The 18,802-nt window shown below is 67.7% G+C and carries 16 protein-coding genes and 1 pseudogene; 4 read left to right on the forward strand and 13 right to left on the reverse strand.

The window, feature by feature from the left end; translation table 11 throughout:
• Nucleotides 1-4 precede the first annotated feature (4 nt).
• Complete coding sequence (locus ACQEVC_RS42540) at nt 5-925, reverse strand: copper transporter (protein WP_432889800.1); 921 nt, start codon at nt 923-925, stop codon at nt 5-7.
• Between the two features lie 364 nt (nt 926-1,289).
• The gene (locus tag ACQEVC_RS42545) at nt 1,290-2,168 is read right to left on the reverse strand and encodes a DUF1963 domain-containing protein (RefSeq protein ID WP_432889801.1); all 879 of its coding nucleotides are present in this window, start codon (nt 2,166-2,168) and stop codon (nt 1,290-1,292) included.
• Nucleotides 2,169-3,021: 853 nt separating this feature from the next.
• On the opposite strand from ACQEVC_RS42545, the gene ACQEVC_RS42550 reads away from it, so the two are divergent.
• Entirely contained in the window at nt 3,022-3,924 is a 903-nt protein-coding gene (locus ACQEVC_RS42550) for a hypothetical protein (protein ID WP_432889803.1), read from the forward strand.
• 257 nt (nt 3,925-4,181) lie between these two features.
• Here the strand turns inward: ACQEVC_RS42550 and ACQEVC_RS42555 are convergent, their stop codons facing one another.
• From ACQEVC_RS42555 to ACQEVC_RS42570, 4 genes are all read right to left on the reverse strand, one after another.
• Nucleotides 4,182-4,595 carry a hypothetical protein gene (locus ACQEVC_RS42555; RefSeq protein ID WP_432889805.1) on the reverse strand — a complete coding sequence of 138 codons (414 nt, stop codon included), beginning with the start codon at nt 4,593-4,595 and terminating at the stop codon, nt 4,182-4,184.
• A gap of 431 nt (nt 4,596-5,026) precedes the next feature.
• Entirely contained in the window at nt 5,027-6,547 is a 1,521-nt protein-coding gene (locus ACQEVC_RS42560) for a serine hydrolase domain-containing protein (protein ID WP_432889807.1), read from the reverse strand.
• A 351-nt stretch (nt 6,548-6,898) separates the two neighbouring features.
• Nucleotides 6,899-7,675 carry a hypothetical protein gene (locus ACQEVC_RS42565; protein WP_432889809.1) on the reverse strand — a complete coding sequence of 259 codons (777 nt, stop codon included), beginning with the start codon at nt 7,673-7,675 and terminating at the stop codon, nt 6,899-6,901.
• A gap of 1,080 nt (nt 7,676-8,755) precedes the next feature.
• Nucleotides 8,756-9,340 (reverse strand): hypothetical protein, encoded by a 585-nt coding sequence (locus ACQEVC_RS42570; protein ID WP_432889811.1) that lies wholly within the window; start codon nt 9,338-9,340, stop codon nt 8,756-8,758.
• A 222-nt stretch (nt 9,341-9,562) separates the two neighbouring features.
• On the opposite strand from ACQEVC_RS42570, the gene ACQEVC_RS42575 reads away from it, so the two are divergent.
• On the forward strand, nt 9,563-10,492 hold the full coding sequence (locus ACQEVC_RS42575) for a hypothetical protein (protein ID WP_432889813.1): 930 nt from the start codon (nt 9,563-9,565) through the stop codon (nt 10,490-10,492).
• Nucleotides 10,493-10,659: 167 nt separating this feature from the next.
• Here the strand turns inward: ACQEVC_RS42575 and ACQEVC_RS42580 are convergent, their stop codons facing one another.
• Nucleotides 10,660-11,709 (reverse strand): hypothetical protein, encoded by a 1,050-nt coding sequence (locus tag ACQEVC_RS42580; protein ID WP_432889815.1) that lies wholly within the window; start codon nt 11,707-11,709, stop codon nt 10,660-10,662.
• A gap of 112 nt (nt 11,710-11,821) precedes the next feature.
• A complete protein-coding gene (locus tag ACQEVC_RS42585; protein WP_432889817.1) occupies nt 11,822-12,493 on the reverse strand; it encodes an NADPH-dependent F420 reductase in 672 nt (223 codons plus the stop codon).
• Nucleotides 12,494-12,645: 152 nt separating this feature from the next.
• Here ACQEVC_RS42585 and ACQEVC_RS42590 point away from each other — a divergent pair, with 152 nt between their 5' ends.
• Nucleotides 12,646-13,245 carry a TetR/AcrR family transcriptional regulator gene (locus ACQEVC_RS42590; RefSeq protein WP_432889819.1) on the forward strand — a complete coding sequence of 200 codons (600 nt, stop codon included), beginning with the start codon at nt 12,646-12,648 and terminating at the stop codon, nt 13,243-13,245.
• 194 nt (nt 13,246-13,439) lie between these two features.
• Here ACQEVC_RS42590 and ACQEVC_RS42595 read toward each other — a convergent pair whose 3' ends face one another.
• On the reverse strand, nt 13,440-14,114 hold the full coding sequence (locus ACQEVC_RS42595; protein WP_432889821.1) for an SMI1/KNR4 family protein: 675 nt from the start codon (nt 14,112-14,114) through the stop codon (nt 13,440-13,442).
• 145 nt (nt 14,115-14,259) lie between these two features.
• Nucleotides 14,260-14,429, reverse strand: a pseudogene (locus ACQEVC_RS42600) (transposase); the annotation flags it as partial.
• A gap of 161 nt (nt 14,430-14,590) precedes the next feature.
• On the opposite strand from ACQEVC_RS42600, the gene ACQEVC_RS42605 reads away from it, so the two are divergent.
• Nucleotides 14,591-15,520, forward strand: a complete 930-nt coding sequence (locus tag ACQEVC_RS42605; RefSeq protein WP_432889823.1) for an AraC family transcriptional regulator — start codon at nt 14,591-14,593, stop codon at nt 15,518-15,520.
• Nucleotides 15,521-15,792: 272 nt separating this feature from the next.
• Here the strand turns inward: ACQEVC_RS42605 and ACQEVC_RS42610 are convergent, their stop codons facing one another.
• The 3 genes from ACQEVC_RS42610 to ACQEVC_RS42620 form a co-directional block, all read right to left on the reverse strand.
• Nucleotides 15,793-16,554, reverse strand: coding sequence for a carbohydrate ABC transporter permease (locus ACQEVC_RS42610; RefSeq protein WP_432889825.1), 762 nt, complete (start codon nt 16,552-16,554; stop codon nt 15,793-15,795).
• 106 nt (nt 16,555-16,660) lie between these two features.
• Complete coding sequence (locus ACQEVC_RS42615; RefSeq protein WP_432889827.1) at nt 16,661-17,503, reverse strand: carbohydrate ABC transporter permease; 843 nt, start codon at nt 17,501-17,503, stop codon at nt 16,661-16,663.
• Between the two features lie 86 nt (nt 17,504-17,589).
• Nucleotides 17,590-18,699 (reverse strand): ABC transporter substrate-binding protein, encoded by a 1,110-nt coding sequence (locus tag ACQEVC_RS42620; protein ID WP_432889829.1) that lies wholly within the window; start codon nt 18,697-18,699, stop codon nt 17,590-17,592.
• Nucleotides 18,700-18,802 lie beyond the last annotated feature (103 nt).

The following is an 18,802-nucleotide window of genomic DNA, read 5'->3' on the forward strand; positions in this document are numbered from 1 at the left end:
CGGGTCACCGCTGTCTTGGGGTGAGGGCGTCGGCGCCGTCGGCGGTGCCGTAGCTGCCCACCCGGTCGGCGGCGATCCGCTCGGCCAGTGCGAGCGCCGTGACGACGTGGCCCTGCGCGCCGGCTACCCCGTCGACCGTCGAGATGCGCCCGGTGAGCGCCTCGTCGCCGCGTACCGCCTCGATGGCGCTGCCGTCACCGGCAGCCGTGCCGGCTAGGACGATCCGCCCGGCCGTGCCGAACTGTACGGCCATGGTCACGATCGCGCGGTTCCGGTCGGCCGAGTCCTGTTCCACATAGGCTGCCCCGGTCACCAGGACGGCCGCGTCCGCGGGACCGTCGATTCGCTTCGGCGCGGTGAGGTATCCAGCGTCGGCGTATGCGGACAACACCATCGAGCGGCTGGCGACGAGCGGTGCTCCGGGCGGGTCGGGCGCGAGCAGAACCTTGGCCAGGAGCGCGCTGGCGGTCTCGACTCCGTCGCTGTTGGCCGGCAGCGTGCTGGACGGCGCGCTACGGCGTGTCAGGGCGAGCAGGTCCAGCTTGTCCTTCGGGTTGAAAAATGCCTCCTGCATGTCAATGGGGCCCGTGACGGCGGCGCCGGCCAGTTCAAGTTTCTCGATTACGCCGTCGGCGTGATCGCGTCCGGATGGCGTCGTCACCACTACGACCCGGCGGCCGACCAGCGTGCTGCGGAGCACAGCCGGCGCTGTCTCGTTGATGTAGTCGTCCTTGTGGCTCGCCTCCGCCTGGAGATCGTCGGCCGTCTGACGGAGTTGCTTGTTGGCCTTGTGCGCCGCGCTGAGCGAGTCGCTCAGTACGTCGGAGGCCAGTCCGTTCGCCGCCGCGGTGCCGAATACCGCACCGACTGCCAGGGCGAGAAACACCGCGGCGAGAGAGACCATGTGATAGCGGAAATTGATCATCGGCGTATCCTACGACCCTGCTGGGCGAGTCCGTGGAAGCCAGGGTTCGGCTGTTGTTGCCGGTCCGGTGGCGATTGTGGCGACACCGGCCGACAAGCAGCCGAATCGGGGGACGAGGCTCGTCCGTCACCGCACCTGACCTTTGAATTCACTGCAGATGGGGTTCCTTCCCCGAGGACCACGGTCTCGTGCACCGATCTCGGCGTGATCGGACGCCGCGCGCCAGCCGTGCGCCGCCACGCTCTGTGACCCGTGCACAGCCGGCCGCCGCGCGTGCTCTGCGGCTATGAGCGGCGGCCCAGCACCTGACGTCGACGACAGCGGGCAACGCAGATCCGCAGCCGCATTCGGCGCCGCCGGTGTTCTACTCGCTGAACTCGGTCACGGAATACGCCTTGTCCAGCCGACCGGTGACCAGGTCGTCGTGGCGGATCACAAAACTCCCGTAGTAGAACTCGTCGGCCACGGAAAAGCGGGCGAGCGATACCCACTCGCTCGTCAGCCGGTGCTTCTCCTTCTCCACATGGGAATACCACTTCGCCACCGGGATGGCGATCTCGCCGGCCTTTTCGCGCCCCGCGAGGGTCTGCTCCGCAATACTCGTGATCACCTCATCGTCGGCATACCCGCCGATATAGGCGCTGGCAAGCCCTTCGTCAGGCGGCCAGAGGTCGTAGGCCAGAGCACAGAGTTCGTCCAGGTGCGGCAGTTCACGCTCCAGGTCACGGGCCAACTGCTGCTGGAAGGGCGACGGGTCGTCCTCGTCCTCATCCTCGTCCGTGCCGAACCAATTGGGCAGCTGCGCGAGGAGCATGGCGCCGACGTCGTACTGCTTGCCGACGACCTCGTAGTTGGTGGGTTCTTCCGCCACCTCGGTATCGGAGCCAGCCGGTACATACACGACTCGCGCGTGCCTCCGCTCCCCGGTGGCTCTGTCCAGGTGGTCCTCCTCGTGGTCCAGGAAGAAGAGCAGTGAGCCGTCTACCGGCAGGCCGAAGCCGTCGACTCTCGGCAGCGCCGCACAGTCGACGGAGAAGATGAACGGCAACGGACTGGCCCCGGCGAACGGCCAGTCCATGCCCACCGGCAGCCGGGGCAACCCACCGAACTGCCCGACCGGAACACCTCCGGAACCCCCGCTCAACCCGATCGACAAACGGAGGTGCCTGGTGAACCCGCTGATCTCGTCGTCCGGGACACCCAACTCGAGCGCCGCACGACGAAACTGCCCCTGATGATCCATGGCCCAGCATGATGCCACGAAGACAACGACGAGAGGGCGAGCCGGCGACCGGGTGGCCCACGACCCGCAGACGCCATTGTCGGCACCGCCGGGGTGACCGGGTACGCCCACACCTGACCGTGGCCGACGAGTACGTTGACCACTTCAACAACCACCGACCACACCAAGGACGACACCAGCGGCCACCCGACCACGACCGAGCCGTCATCACATCGACAAGCCCGTACGACGCCGACGACGAATCGGCGGTGTGATCAACGAGTACCACCGGGCAGCCTGAGCCGATCTTCAGAACACCAGGCCACCGCCGTTTAAACGAGTTTGGCACCGTACAGGCCTGCACGAATCGTGGTCGTCCCGGACGGGCTGCGGGGTGCCCGCACGGCCCGCAGGTGGCGCAGCAGAATCCCAGCTTGGTCAGGATTTTCAGGTCTTGGGGTGGCGACGGCTCGTTCGCCGCGGGCGCGGACACGGGCGTGGGCCTGCTCCACGACCAGCCAGACCCACCGTGACCTGAACCCTTCCCAGGACGGCCCAACTGCCCGGCACCGCAACCACATCGACCTGACTGGCCCCACTTCCTCGCACCAGGGGCGAGGATCGCACGGTTGCTGCGTCCGCCGGACTGTACCTGCCGGTGGCCCTGATTCCCACCGCCGCCGCGACTCCACGTTCGCCCGACGGTGTCGGCCGAATACCGCCGGTTTCCTGGAGCTTGCGTGACACGAATTCCTTCGACCGGGCGACTGTCGTATCCCTGTACGGGCGGTGATGTGTCCGGAGATTTTGCCTTCGCCCACTACAGTGAAACTTGCACCGATAGCGTCGACGGTGTGGTCCGACTGTCAAGGACTTGGGCGAGGTGCCGGTGGGCGAGGCGTGTGAGTCGGTAGATTGGAATCCGCTTGGCTCGGCCGGGGCACACTCCCAGCTGGCCGGCGTGGTCGCTGGTCTCGTCTTCGCTGGCATAGTCATGCTGATCGATAGGGAAACGCCGAGACGTCCATCGGCCAAGGCGTTGACCATGTTCATCGCCGGCCTGGTCACGTTCGCTCTGGACAGCTTCTTCTTTGGCGTCATCGCCGGTGAACAGACCTGCCCCCGGGCCTGGACGCAGACGACGGTGGCGGCTGGGATGCTTGGGGTTGGCTCGCTCACCCTGTTCACCGGCTTAGCGTGGCTGATCGCCGGGCGCAGCGAGTTCGAGTCCCCGCTCCGGTTGATCCGGGTGACCGCGTACGGTCTGTCCTTGGTGATAATCGGACAGTTGGCGGTGACCGCGCACGACTATCTGAGGGATGTCCGGCCCGAGGGGATGTATCCCTGGCTCGACTGGCTGGTCCGGGCCTGGTCGGCGCTGGTCGCGCTGGTCGTCGTCGGGCACGCGTTTGCTCCCCGACTTCGTTACGGGGCGCATCGGGCGGTGACCCACGCGGCCTACCTCGGGATTGCCTACGTCCTCAGCTGTGCCGTCATCTTCGGTCTGTTGACCACTGTCGACCGGAGCTACTGGGCGGACGGGGTCTCGCCAGGCGTATTCATCGCCGCCGCTCTCCTGTCGGTCATGCTGCCTGGCATCGTGGTCGTTGTCCAGCTGATGGCCTTCCCGTCGGGCACGGTGGCGGTTCGACCGCCGGTCGCTCCGGCGCTGCCCGCTTCCCGTGAGCCGTCGCCTCCGGGTGCCAAGCCGCCGGCCGTGGAAGCCTCGGTTGGCTCCGAGTCATCGTCTGCCGACCCGCGGGACAACACCAAGTGATCCGCTCCCCCGGCGGCAGCAGCAGCCAGATCGGGATGAACAGCATGCCGATGAGGCCGGTCCGGCGCAGCAGCCACCATACATACACCGCGCTCCACACCCCGACCAGCGCGACGACCGCGACGGTCAGTGCCACGTGCTCACGCCGGCTCAACCTCGCCCTCCAGCCATGATCCCGAACGGCGGCTGCCGTACTAGCCGAAGACAGTTCGTCGAAGTGTTGGTGTCCCGTGCCAGGCACGGTCGGCTGGCTGCCCTCACAGTGTGCGCGGGCCACCCTCTAGGCCGAAGAACCAATGCCGGTCAGTCACGGGCACCGGCGGCAGTTGGTCCTGGATCAAGCATTCGATCGCCTCGGCGAGGTCGGCGACCACCTCGCCGTTGATCTGCTCATGTCCACGCAGGAAGAGGGGCTCACCCTCGATCACGTAGCGATGAGCAGCCTGCGCCGACGTGACGACTCCGTACCCGCGCAGCCGGCGTCCCGCTTCCGAGATGATCGAGCGGACGTAGTCACGTTGCTCGTCGTCCCAGTTGCTGGCGTCGAGTAGGAAGGCGAAGCTGGCGCCGACCTGCACGTGAGTTCGCAGGTCGTCCAACACGGCATCGGTCCGTGGCGACCGCTGCCCGGGTGGCGTCTCCCTGGCCACCTGAATGGCTTCCAGGAGCAAGACTCCGAGGCTGACGTCGTAGGCCCAGAACCAGCGCCCACCAAACCCGATCGGTACTGTCTTACTCACTCCACAACCCACCCGTCAGTAGCCGAATCTCCCGCGAGACGGCACCAGGCGAACATCGGCTGGCTTCTACCGTGATCCGAGTATGACTGGCATCCGGATCCTGCCGCAGTGCGCGCGTTGTCCGCCTGCCCCGCCATCACCGCATGTTGCCGACTCCACGCGGGCGTACTGTTCGGTCATACCGATGAACAGATGACCAGCAACCTCACTCGAAGCTAGCCTGCCGACCTGCCGATGGCAGGGCATTCGATCATGTCGGGAAAGGAAGCGGTCAGCACCGCGTAAGTCATCCAGTCTCACCGTGACACCCTCTCCAACAGGCACGACGACCCTTCGTTGGCGGTGCGTACGAAGTAGCCCAGCTAGGACAGGAGCGACCGCGGGTTGTAGTTGGTGGCCCGCCGTCCGCCACGGGCGGTGTAAGGCGCGCCGCGGCGGAAGAGGCGGCCGCCGAAACGGAACCACTGGACCGTCCCGTCCGGGCCGCGGACGAAGTTGGCGCGGAGGCCTTCCTCGGTGCCGCCGTTCAGCGGCAGGTCAACCACGTAGTCCTTGCGGTAGAACGCGAACCCGTCCACCGCCTGGCCGCCGAACATCAGCACCAGCCGGCCGTTGTCGGCGACGAATTCGAACTCCTGCGTGTAAACGGTGCCGTCGATGTCGATCTGCTGACCGGAGTAGTGGCCCAAATACGGCGCGAGTTCGGCGTCGGTGAGCGTGAGCGGGGGCGCGGGGATGTTGCTGACCCCGGCGAAACGGCGCAGCGCCCAATCGTCGACGAACAGGTCGTCGAGCAACGCGGTCCCGGCGTCAGAGTTGGTGAGCACCGTGATAGCGAAGTCGCGGGCGGGCACCATCAGGAAGCCGCTGTGCTGCCCAGACCAGTCGCCCCCGTGCTGCACCACCGTGGGTCCCTCGGCGGTCGGCCGCAGCATCCAGGTGACGCCGGCGCCGTCCAGCTCGACGAACAGGGTACCGCCGGGGCCGGGACGGGACCGCATCGCGCGGATCGAGCGGCCGCTCAGCACGCGACCGCCGTTGCCCAGGTGGAATCGGGCCCACCGGATCTGGTCACGTGCGCTGGAGATGAGCGCGCCGGCCGGGTGGAGCGAGCGCGGAATCCGCCAGGACTCCGGCGAGACCACGATGCCGCCGGTGGCCGGGTCGTAGACGTGCGGCTGTGCGACCCGGGCGCCGGGGATCTCGTCCAGGAAGAACCCCGATCGGCTCAGGCGGAGCGGATCGAGCAGGCCTCGCCGCACCTCTTCCTCGTACGAGCGGCGCGTCACGACCTCGATCAACCGCCCGGCCAGGGTCAGCGCGGCGTTGTTGTAGGCGAACACCCGGCCGGGCGGGGTGAGCTGCGGGAGACGGTCCATCGCGGCGACGTAGCGGGCGAGCGCCCCGGCGTCGTCGCCGGTGTCCAGGAAGAAGTCGCCGAGCCAGCCAGCCGTGTGGTTGAGCGTCTGCCGGACAGTCACCCGTGATGATGCCGCAGCGTCGGTGGTCCGGAAGCCGGGTAGGTAGCTCCGGACCGTATGATCAAGATCGATCCTGCCCTGCTCCACGAGGCGCATGACGGCCGCGCCGGTAAAGGTCTTGGTGGTCGAGCCGACGCGGAAGACCGTATCCCCGTCGACGTCCTCGGGAGCGTCGGTGCGGGTGACGCCGAAGCCGCGGACATATTCGTTTCCGCGATACCAGAGGCCGAGGCCGACGCCGGCGATGCCGTACCTCTCCATCCCGGCCTGGATCTTCTCTTCGAGCTCCCGGACGGCGGACGGGACCCGAGTGAGTCGTTGCGGCGCGGGGACGGCCGTGACGAATCCACCGGCCGCCGTGGCGCGTAGGAGGTTACGACGGGACAACTGCTGTGGTGGCATGAGAACCCCTGCGGTTGAGGCCGAGCCTCCAATATAGATGGGTGACGCTATACACGGCTCAGTCGATAGCGCGGCCGCCGCTGATGTCGTAGGTGGCGCCGGTCGAGAAACTTGGCGATTCTCGGATTCCAGCGGGGATCAACCGCATAATTCTGCCGCCGACCGTGCGCCGCAGCGGTCGGGGTGCATCACGCACCGCCGGGTGCCGGCTCACCGCACTACCCGACGTCCAACTGTCGAAATCAGCCTGTTGATCGAACGGGAGTCGACGCGGACATCGGCCTTTCCTCCCGGCTGCTGACACCCGAGGCCGTCACGGCGATGCGCGCCGACCGGCAGCGGCGGGCCAGGTCACGCCTCGACAAGGTCCTCGAAGAGCCCCCGTGGGGCGTCGTCGACCTCCCCGGGCTGCGGCGCTTGGACGGTCACCGGCTCTCCCCAACTGTGGTAACTGAACCTGACGACGGCCAGCTCCGGCACGACGCTCGGCACGTCGATCTCGATCCAGCTCCATCGGCCCTGAGGTTCGGTGAAGACCTCGAACGGAACCGCGGTCAACCGCTCGGTGAACTCGTCGAGCGCCCGCCCGCCGGCACGTCCCGACCTGGTCAGGTCGATGGTGCCGAGAAAGGTGTGCCCGCCGTCCCGCTTCGCGTTAACGATGCTCTTCACCAGGGTGACGGCACCGCTCGGGTCGTCCTCCGGCATGAAATCCAGCGCACCACCCTTCGCGACGCCCCCAGCCGGGATCCGCAGCCACTTCCGCGGCAGTCCCGGCAAGCCGGACAACCTCATGTAGTGGTCCTGTTCCGCCCGGATCAGCTCGACCACCAGGGTCTTGCCGTCGCTCTGGTCCAGCTCCATCCGCATGGTGCCCTTCCGTCCGACCGGATCCAGCCTGGCCTCCGAAGTCATTCCCGGCGCACGCATCGAGACCCCGATGGTCGTAGCGTTCATCCGCGCCGCCGACTCCGCCAGCTTCTCCACTGCGGTGAGCTGCCTCGAGGTGGTCTCGACGGGCATGGGTCGCCCGTCGGCCCTGCCCGAGAGCCCGCAGCCGTTGAGGGCTAGGGCGAGTGAGACGACGACCGCCGTCAGCGCCATAGAGGCATGCCGGCGAGCTGCCATCGAGGTACTCCTTCCGCTATCGCGCCCTCGGCGCCGGGACCAGGCGGCCCGGATCCTAATCCGTCCTTTGGGGCTGGTCGTCGACGGGCCGGGACTTGTCCTTCTTGCCGTCTTCCTGGATGTGGTCGTCCTACCGTCTTCCTGGATGTGGTCGTCCTACCCTCTTCCTGGATGTGGTCGTCCCTGGGCGCCGGCACCGGTGGTGGGCACGCGGTGGTCCTGGTTCTGGCTGCTCTGCGCCACGCCGTCCGGTCTCGGGCTGCGGTACCGGTTGGCTCGGGACCGTCCGTGGTCACGGCCGGCAGCGCGGGACGGCGTGCCGCGCGGCCCGGAGTGGCGTGACCGCGGCATCCTCGGTTTCGGTATCGGCGTCCTGACGATCCTGGTCAGCGTCTTGGTGCCGGTCCTGCGGGGTGCCCTCGGTAATCGGTGGATCCCGCTGCCTGATGTCTGGGCAGCCTGCGAACACACGGGGTCGCACCTGTAGCTCGGCTGGCGGGTGTCTGCACGGATATGCGGCGGAAGCTGGCGCCCCTGTCGGGTGGTATCCGGTCCGCTGCGGTCGGGTCCGCGCGGGACGATGTATGGATGGCAGGATTGCGCGATGAGGCGCTGCAGGACAGGGTCGACTGGTTCTCTGTTCGATGCATCTTCCGGGTGGGAGCCAACCCGGCGAGCCAGTTGTACGAGGAGCGGCTGACACTGTGGCGAGCCCAGGGTTTCGATCACGCGATTGCCTTGGCCGAGGACGAAGCGCTCGGGTACGTGGCCGAGCAAGCCGGCATGGACTTTGTGGGACTTGCCCAGGCGTATCGGTTGTTCGATGATCCGGGGCATGGGGCAGAGGTCTTCTCACTGGCTCGGGGCGAGCGAGCTGGAGCCGCCGGCCTACCTGACGAGGTTCTTCGATACCGGCGAGGAGAGACAGAGCGACATCGTTCCCGATGCGTGACGGGGCGGCGCACCGGCCTGAGCACGATTGCGCCGCTCTCGTGCCCGGTCGGCGGCAAATCCGTATACCTGATCTTGGATCGAGCGGGATCCGGCCGGTGCCGGACCGGGTCGTGGCCCGCAAGCAAATCAGCCGGCGCCCACGACGTCAGGGACGCGGCGGACGAGGCGGATCCTCAGGCGTAACGCGTGGTCGTGCAGAAGAAGGTCCGGTCGATCGAGCGCCCACGCCTTCGCCGCCGGCCCGATCCGGTACCGCCGCAAGGGCCTGCCCTCGACGGTGTCGACGTGCGGCGACGTGACCGCCTGCAATGCCTTCCAGGCCGCGTCGACCAGGACGACGAAGTCCCGCTGCACACAGTCGGCTTCACCCTCAGGGAACCACTTGAACGCCAGCCGGCCCGGCGACATCGCTTCAGGCCGTTCAGCCGTCGCCCGGTACCGACCGCCGGTAGCGGCGAGCACAGCCTCGTCCGTGGTCACCACCGAGGTGTGCAGGTACTGGATGAGAGGTCCCGTGGTGCCGCCGTCACGGCCGAGCAGCCGCAGGAACGCCTGTGTGCGGTCGTGGCGCAGCGCAGCCGGCAACGAGTCGTGCAGCTTGATGGTCCGGGCTCGCTGGTCGTGGGTCTCCCATTGCCCGAGGTCGGCGATGGCGGGCGCCAGCGCATCGTCGAACGCTGCCTCGTCCGCGGGCAGCATGAAGGTGCTCACCTGCCTAGACCGCGACCCCGGTTCGAACATTCGGCCATGATGGCAGACGCCCGATCCTCTTGGCAGCCACGGTCCGCAGATCATCTGCGGGCGCCCGACACCGGCGTAACAGCAGAAGCATGTCCAGCCGCGAGGAGCCCGCTCATCGTGGCAGGGCCGGAGGTCTGAAGGGATTGATGACGTATCCGCCTCTCGGCACTCGCGGTCATCGACCGGCACGGTGTGCCGGCCACCAGGCATGACGGTCCCAGCCGGGGCGGCGCGCACGGAGAGTGGCAGAAGCGGATGCCGGATCATGAACCGTGGTCGGAGGGCGGCTCACGGCGCTGCGTGCGCCAAGGGATGACGGATGTGGTGTTAGATCGTTCGGTGCTCGGTTGGCGCTCGACGCGGGATGTGCGGGGCGCCTCTGGTGTCAGCGTTGGCATGCTGCTCGGCCGGCTCGCACAACAGCCCGATGCCGCGGTGTGGGACGAACTCGAAGACCGACTTGTGGTGGAGGGAGAGTGTTGCTGTTCGGCGGGGTTCGCCGCGCTGCCCGAACTCGGCCGGCTCGCGGAGTTCGGCACCGACGAGCATCGGGACCGGGCGCTGGACCTCGCGGCGACGATCGTACGAACTCTGCACCGGTACGACGAGCACGACGACCTGGTGCGGGCTAACCCTGAGGCCCTCGCGGTGCTGCATCGTCTCGCCCAAGCCCGCCTGCGGGGATGTGCCGGTCCCGAGTTGGTCAGGCAGTTGCAGGACACGCTCGCCTTCGCCGGGTACACGCTCTGGGCCTCGATCAGCCTGGACTTCACCGACGAGCACTACCACCTGGACTGCCCACACTGCACTACCCGGCTGGCGATCGTGATCGGCGACTACGGCCGCTACTCGGCGATCCGCGACCACAACGACGGCGACATCCACCGGGTTCCGCTCTCTCCCGCTGAGCCCGAGGACCTGACGGGGATCGGTAGGTGGGTACACGGCATCGCCACCATGGGCGGCGATACGACTCTCGCGGACGGTCTCACATGCCTGTTCGGCCGGGCCACGTGCAGCATGTGTGGCAGCAGGTTCAACCTCGCCGACTGGCTCGAGGCCGAGTACAGTCCCGGCCAGCCCATCGACCCGATCGTGCCCCGAACCGACCGCTCAGCCTGACACGGCGACGTCTCGGAGGATCGGCCGCCGGCCTGGATGTCCTGCTGTCCGTGGCGCTGTACGTGACGCCGGCCGCGCACGATCGGCGACGGATGCGTGTACCTGATCTTGGTGATCAGGTACAGCTGAAACGAGCAGGTAGTCGGACGCGGTGGAGGGACGTGCGGTCAGTTCCATCCTGTGGCGTTGCAGCACACCGTGTGGCAGTCCTCGCAGATGAAGAGGCTGCGCCAGCCGTCGCCGTACTCGCGGATCCGGTTCTCGACCGAGACGACGTGGAACATCAACCGTCCGCAGGAGGGGCAGGACGGATTCGCGTAGAGACCCATCGGTGGACCGCCGGCAGTGCCGACGACGCCCGGCGTGAGCTGGATGTGGCCGTTGCAGTAGACGAGGTCCGCGTCGTAGGGCCGCAGTTCCACCGAGGCCAGCCCAGAGCCGGGGACCTCCAGCGAGCGATAGGTCTCCTCTTCCTCGGCGGCGGGCGGCTGGTCGAATGTGACGGTCTCGTTGCGGTAGCGGCCGTAGTCGTCGATGCCTGCGTGGAGAGTCCACATGCATGTAGCGCGTGTTCCGACGAGGTGGACACGGTTAACCGGCCAGGGCGGCAGGCCCGGCACGTCTGCGTGGCGCAATGACAGGTAGTGCCAGGAGATCGGGGTGGCCCAGGGGTTCTGCGCTACCTGTTCGACCGGCAGCCCTACCGGATGATCCACGGCAGCGAGTTCTCCCGGTTCGTTGATCGGCCGCGGCCGCACCACACGCCGATGCGGCGAAAACCGGTACTGTGCTGGCCCCGTGGAGGGCACCCATATTCCAAAAAGCTCATACTCCTCGCGATCGCTGCCGTTGCGCACATCCTCTGCGACCGCGGTCAGGGCGGCAGCGGTGCCGATCGCGGCGAGTGCCCGTGCGGCACCGAACGACCGGTCACTACGCAGCCTCTGCGCCAGGTGCTCCACGCACTGATCAGGTGCTCCGCCCAACAGCAGGCACTGGTCGGCGAAGCTGACGTCGAACCGATCCAGCATGCCGGTGACGACTGCCTCTTGGTACGGCCGGAACAGCTCCGGTCGCGTGCCCGCGAGGAAGGCGAGATGGTCACCGAGCCCTCTGGTGTCCGAGTCGGGCCGTTGGAGGAGTTCCACAAGCGCCGCGACATCCTCCGGACTGTCGAGCGGCATCGGTGTCATACCCGTCACGGGCTTGATCGGCATCGGGGGACGGTAGCACCCCGAGGCTCCTGATGATCTTGCCCGCACTCGCAGCCGAGCAGCGGCGCCGGCGGCCCGGTGCGCGCTCCGGCGGCCGGCGGCGGACTTTCCCGCATCATCGGACCTCCTCGAGAAGCGTGACCAGGTCGGCCGCGGTGACCGGGCGGCCCGGGACGGTGAACATGCCGACCGGGTCGAGATGGGCCAGTTGGGCGGGCGTGCCCGGCGCGAATCGGCGGCTCTCGGCGAGCGACCCCACGTCGTACGTGTCGTAGCCGAGCGAGTCGATCAGGGCGGCGACGCTCCGCTTGGCGGCGGCATCGTTGCCGGCGATCGGCAGACAGCTGCGGTCGGGGGCGCCTGCGGGGCGGCCGAGGGTGGCCAGGTGTTTGAAGAACACGGTGCTGAACGCTTTGACGACGCACGACTCCGGCAGGTGGGTCTGCAGCAGCTCGTGGGGCGGGGTGTTGCCGGCCTCGATCTCGGGAACACTGCCCTGGCGGGCGGGGTCGTAGTTGAGCGTGTCGATGATGATCTTGCCGCGGAGCGGCTGGGCGGGTACCTGCCGGTAGGCCCGGATCGGGATGGCCACCAGGATGATGTCGCCGTCAGCCGCAGCCTGGTCCGTGGTCGCGGCGCGGGCGTGCGGCCCCAACCCCGCGACCAGATCTTGGAGACTTTGTGGGTTACGGCTGTTGCTCAGTACGACGTCGTGGCCCGCGTTGACCGCGAGGCGCGCGAGCGTGCCTCCGATCTTTCCGCTGCCGATGAAGCCGATGGTGGTCATGTCCGGGGTCCTTTGCGGTGATGGCCAGGTGCAGCCGTCTGACACCTGGCACGGTAAAGTGAAGGCGGCCCTGCGCCTTACCGCAGGCTCCCCTTGACTTTAGCGAAGAGGGGCCTGCGTTTGTCAAGGTCGGTGTCCGCGAGAGGGAGACGATGGACGCGAATGAACCCGTGGCCCAGGCCGAGTCGCGCTACCAGGTGCGCCGTCCGCAGCGCGCCGACGCCCGGCGCAACTTCGACGCCTTGCTCGATGCCGCCCGGCATGCGTTCGCCAACGACGGCGCCAACGCCTCACTGGAGGGCATCGCCCGGGAAGCCGGAGTCAACATCGCCACGCTGTACCGCAACTTCCCCACCCGAGGGCACCTGTTCGAGGCGGTCTACCTCGACGAGGTCGAGGCACTGGCGAAGATGGCCGCCGAACTCGGCGACCGCCACCCGTGGGACGCCCTGGTGACCTGGCTGACCCAGTTCGTCAGTTACGCCACCACGAAGAAGGCCGTCTACGACGCGATCGCCCACAACGAGGCCATGTTCGTCACCTGCCGCGACATCATCCACACCGCAGGCCGGCCCCTGCTCGAACGCGCCCAGGCAGCCGGCCTCGCCCGCACCGACGTGAGCTTCGACGACGTTCTCTTCCTGGTCAACGGCATCAGTGGAACGAACTTCGTGGTGGAGGCCCAACGTGAGCGCGTGCTCACCATGGCACTGGACGGGATCAGAACCCCGCACAGCACTCCCACCGACTGACTACCGCACGAAGTCACCGCCATGATCGAGCGCACGACTTCGGCATGCTCGGGAGCCGCACCGAACGTACGTTGCCACGCTCTGTGACCCGTGCGCAGCCCGCCGCCGCGCGTGCTCTGCGGCTACAGATCAACACTCTTGATCTACGCGTTGAATGCCGGCCTGACCTGGCCGGAGGTATTCGAAGCTCATGGTCAACCTCCCGGCGTGGCGCCGATCAGCGTGGCTAAGGCGTCTCGTCGAGCGGTGGACGGTGCCGCGATCGCGCTCCACAAAGCCGTACTCCCCCTGACGGCGACGGCGACCTTTGCGGGGCCGCTGAATCGGTACACCGCGTCGCAACCCCGGTTCATGGCCCATCCGTGGGTGGTCGGGAGTACGGTGAGCCGGAGCCTGAGCCTGTCGAGGGCATCGGGCGGAAGGGGATGGTCGAAGTCGGCCGACAGCTCCCCCTTCCAGAGCGTCGCGTCCCAGGATGCCGTGAAGGCGTAGTCGGAGAACGTATCGGCGTAGCGGCTTCGCGTCGTGCAGGTGTCGTCGTCTGGGTCGATCAGATACACCGGTGGGTCGCCGTGAGCTGCCGAGACCGCCACGACCCATCGGCAGCAGTGCTGGCTGTCGGTCTCCAGTAGGAGATATCCGTTGTCGAGGAAGCGACTGACCGTCCGGCTCGTGAAGTCCCGCGTCTGGGTGACCAGGTTCGAGCTGATCGGGGCCAGACGTCGATCACCGCCGAGCAGGTACCACTCGCGGACGGACTCCGGGAGTGCTCCTCCGATCCATCCTTCAAGTACGGCAAGCTCGTCACGTGCTTCCGCTGACTCGTCGGAACCGCCGAGAATCTCGTACGCCGCCTCGTTCCACCCCACGAAGCGATAACACCATACGAGCCCACCACGCCCTCAAACGGTGACCGCCCATCGGCGAATCCGGACGTCGATGAACATGGGGAGCAGTCACGAAGCGTGACGACGCGGTCCGCTGGTGGCGCGCACGTAGGGCGGCATATCCGGGAAACACGTCCTTGACGCCTCGGTTGCCCAGGTCCCTCGACACACCCATCCAGAACTTCGCACCCTCACCACCGGAGCCGGCCGGCCTACAGGCCGAGGATGTCCTGCTCCCCGTCGAGACTCACCCCCGATCGCGGCACAGCACGGCCGGTTCGCAGCCCATCCGGACCGGTCAACGACCGCCCTTGCTCGTTGGCCGCCCGGACCAGTTCCAGAGCGGCCTTCGCCTCCGTCGACAGGCCGGAAACACCCTTAACTCAGCGACACGCCCACCTGACAAGCACTCCTGGCCGTCCGGGAACCTCGTCGTGGCGGGTTGAGTGGCGCACCACATGGACAATCCGCTGGTTGCCGTGCACGATAGATCGGTGCCGCTCCAGGAGGGATTTCGGGGGCAGCGGTTGGCCTCGGTCCCCCGTCCACTCGTCGCCGAGGCGCTGCGGCGCCCGATCACCGGGCGGCTCCTCGTCACCGACGCCGGATACTACCCGCATGCCGCCGATCACCGGATGCAACGCTCTCGGGGCACACCCGAGGTGGTCCTGATCGTCTGTGCCTCGGGCCTGGGCTGGGCGCGCGTCGGGTCGGGCATGCATCGGATCGGGGCTTGGCAGGCACTGGTCATCCCCCGCGGCGTCCCGCACGAGTACGGTGCCGACGAGCGCGATCCCTGGACGATCTGGTGGGCGCATCTGATGGGGTCGGACGTGTCGAAGCTCGCGGACTGCATGGGGGCCACGACCGAGCGGCCCGTGGTGCCGGTGCGGGCTATCGGTCGGGCAGTGGCGCTGCTGGACGAGATCGTCACCTGCGTCGAGCGCGACCAGTCGCCGATCCGCCTGGTGGGCGCGGCGGGGACCGCGTGGAAGCTGCTGACGCAGATCGCCGTCGATCGACTGCTTCCCGAACCGGGAGACCCGCTACAACGCGCCATGAGCTACCTGGCCGAACGGCTCGACGGGAAGGTGAAGGTGCCCGAGCTGGCGCGGCTGGTGGGGGTGTCGCCGTCCCATCTGAGCACCCTGTTTCGCAGGGCGACCGGAGGCGGGGTGTTGGCTCACCACACCGCGCTGCGGATGGCGAGGGCGCGGCAGCTGCTTGACACGACGGGTGCGACGGTCACCGAGATCGCGTCCGAGATCGGCTTCGACGACGCCTTCTACTTCTCGCGGGTCTTCCGGAAGCACCACGGGATGAGCCCGAGCAGTTTCCGCCGCCGCCATGCCGGCTACGAGCTCGCCGATGCTGCCTTCGAGGTGTGACCGCACGTGCTCGCTGAGTTTGAGGGCGAGGGCGTGGACACTCTTCGCCGTGCTGCTGGATCCTCGTCCCCTGGCTGATCGCCGGACGCCCGCGCGGCCACCTCGCACGAGCCTGAGCCGGCCCGGCCGCATCGATCCTGAGCTGCCGGGGTCCGGGCCATGCACGGGGTCCGAGGCGGTGTTGGGGGTTCGTCCGGATACCGGAGTGGTGTCCGGACGAACTGACACGGCCGCGGGATTTTCGCCTGGGTCCGGCGCGGCCCGACAATCGTTCAGCCTTTCAAGCCGCTGCTGGCGATACCGGAGAAGAACTGCCGCTGCAGCACCAGGAAGATCAGGATGAGCGGCAGCGACGCGACGAGGGCGCCGGCCATGAGGGTCGGATAATCGGTCCCGAACTGCCCCTGAAGGCCCGCCAAGCCCACGGTGAGCGGACGCTTGTCACCGCGCGGGGTCACGATGAGCGGCCAGAGCAGGTCGTTCCAGGAGTAGAGCGAGGTGAGGACGGCCAGCGCCGCCATCGTCGGGCGGGCCATGGGGAGCATGACGTACCAGAACGTCCGCAGGGGGCCGGCGCCGTCGAGGCGGGCGGCCTCTTCGAACCCGGCGGGGACCGACATGAACGCCTGCCGCATCAGAAAGATCCCGAACGCCGAGAACATGCCCGGGATCGCCAGTGCGGGAATGCTGTCGAGCATCCCGAAGTCCCGGATGATCCCGAACTGCCCGATGAGAAACAGCTGGCTCGGCACCATCAGCATGGCGATGAACAGCCCGAACAGGAGCCTGCGTCCGGGGAACCGGAGCCGGGCGAACGCGTAGCCCGCGAGCGCCGAGACGGTGAGCTGCCCGATCACGCGGAGCACGAGCGCGGACACCGAGACGGTGAGCTGCGCCCAGAACGGCACCGAGCCGAAGAACGTGTCGAAGGCGCCGGTAGTCGGGTCCTCGGGCAGGAGCGTCGGCGGCACCTGCGAGGCCTCGCGGTTGGACTTGAAGATGGTGAGCAGTTGCCAGACGAACGGCGCGACCATCACCACCGCCGCGGCGGCGAGGACGAGGTGGATGACCCACTCACCGTGCCGAGAGGCCTTCGAACCGGTCGCCGCGCGGTCGATCCGCCTACTTCGCAGAGTCTGATCAGTCATAGAACACCCACCGACGTTGCAGGCGGAACTGGACGAGGGTCGCGGCCATGATCACCATGAGCAGCACGATCGCGATCGCGGCGCCGTAGCCCTGGTCGAACTCCACGAAGGCCTTCTCGTAGAAGAGGTAGACGATGGTCTTCGAGTCGGCGAGTGCGGTGTTGTTGACGCTGCGGAGCATTACGAAGATCAGGTCGAACATCTGCAGCGCGGAGATCACGGTCAGCACGGTCACGAGGAACACGCTCGGCGACAGCAGCGGCAGGGTGATCCGGAAGAACTGGCGGACCCGCCCCGCCCCGTCGAGCGAGGAGGCCTCGTAGAGGTCCTGCGGGATCGCCTGGAGTCCGGCGCCGAGGATGATGAGGTTGATGCCGAGGCTCATCCAGATGCCGACGGCGCCGACCGCGTAGATCGTGAAGGTCGCGTCGGCGACCCAGTACTGTCCGGGGACGCCGACCAGGGAGAGGACGTGGTTCAGCAGGCCGAAGTCGCCGTTGTAGATGAAGCGCCAGACCATGCTGACCGCGACCGGCAGGGTCACGACCGGCAGGAAGAACAGGACCCGGTAGAAGGCGCGGCCGCGGCCGACCTGCTCGATGAGCGCGGCGAGAACGATCGCTACGGGTACGCCGAGCAGCAGGATCGCGGTGTACAGCGCGGAGTTGCGCAGGGCCTGCCAGAAGCGTCCGTCGCCGAGCAGTTCGGTGTAGTTGTCTACTCCGGTGAACGTCCCGGGTCCGAAGGCCGGTACGTCCATGAAGCTCTTGCCGAAGGTGGTGAGGAACGGCCAGAGGTAGAACGCGACGAGGCCGACGAACGCCGGAGCGATCATCAGATAGCCCCATCCGGGTGAGGGCAGCAGCCCTCCCCCGCGGCGGCGGGTGCGTGACCGCGTGGGAGGGCCGACGACGTCGGTGGTCACTGCGCGAGGACCTCGTTGATCGCTGTGTTGTAGGCCCGGGCGGCATCGGCGGCGGTCTGCTTGCCTTCCCACGCCGGACCCAGGTACTGGGTCTCGAGGCCGGTCCATTTCGCGGCGTCACCCGCGATCGGCAGCGGCACCGCATAGTCGACGGCGTCGACGAAGACCTTGAGGTTGAATTCGGGCATCGCGTCGAGCCAGCCCCGCTGGGTGTCCTGGTACGCGGGCAGCACGGCGCCGCTCTTGGCCTGGATGACAGCCGCGTCCTTACCGCTGGCGAAGATGAGGAACTCGGCGAGTTCCTCGGGGTGTTCGGTGCCGGCGTACCCGGCGTTGAGGATGCCGCTGATCATCGTGGCCCGCTGCTTCGCCTTCGGCAGCGGTGCGACGCCGACGTGGGGGCGCAGCGCCTGGTCGCCGTACAGGCGCTGGGCCCAGAAGGAGCCGGAGAAGTACATGGCCACCTTCTGGTCCATGAACATCTGCACCGCTTCGGTGTCCGAAAGCTGCTTGAGCGTCGGCGAGAGACCGTCGGCGTGCATCTGGGTCCAGAACTGCAGGCCGGAGATGGCTTCCGGGCTGTCGATGGCGGCCTTGCCGTCGTCGCCGATCACCTTGCCGCCGGCCTGGTAGATGCTGTTGTAGTAGCCGCCCTGGCGGTCGATCGGGGCGGCGATGCCCCACACACCGGCGGCGGGGTTCGTGAGCTTGCGGGCGGCCTCGCGCGCGTTCTCCCAGGTCCAGCTCTCGTCCGGGTAGGCCACGCCGGCCTTGTCGAACAGGGCCTTGTTGAACCAGATCGCATTGGTGTCGAAGTCCTTCGGCAGGCCGTACAGCTTGCCGTCGACGTCGTACAGGTCAAGCACGGCCTTGGGGTAGGCGGCCAGGTCGACGCCGGCGGCCTTGACCGCGTCGGTGATGTCGAGCAACTGCTTGCCCTTGGCGTAGGCGGGGAACTGGTCGGCGAGCATCCAGAACGCGTCCGGTGCGGTACGTCCCGCCGCGCCGACCTGAAGCGTGGACCAGTACTCCGGCCACGGCAGGACCTGCACCTGCACATCGATGTTGGGGTGCTTGTCCTCGAACGCCCCGGCGATCGCCTCCATCGCCGGCTTCTGGTCGTCGCTCCAGGTCGCGTAGGTCAAGGTGACCTTGCCGTCTCCCCCGCCGCCACCGCTGCATCCGGTGGCGGCGAGGGTGGCCAGCACG

Origin of the sequence: Plantactinospora sp. CA-294935 (assembly GCF_050936445.1) — a bacterium.
Taxonomy (GTDB): Bacteria; Actinomycetota; Actinomycetes; order Mycobacteriales; family Micromonosporaceae; genus Plantactinospora.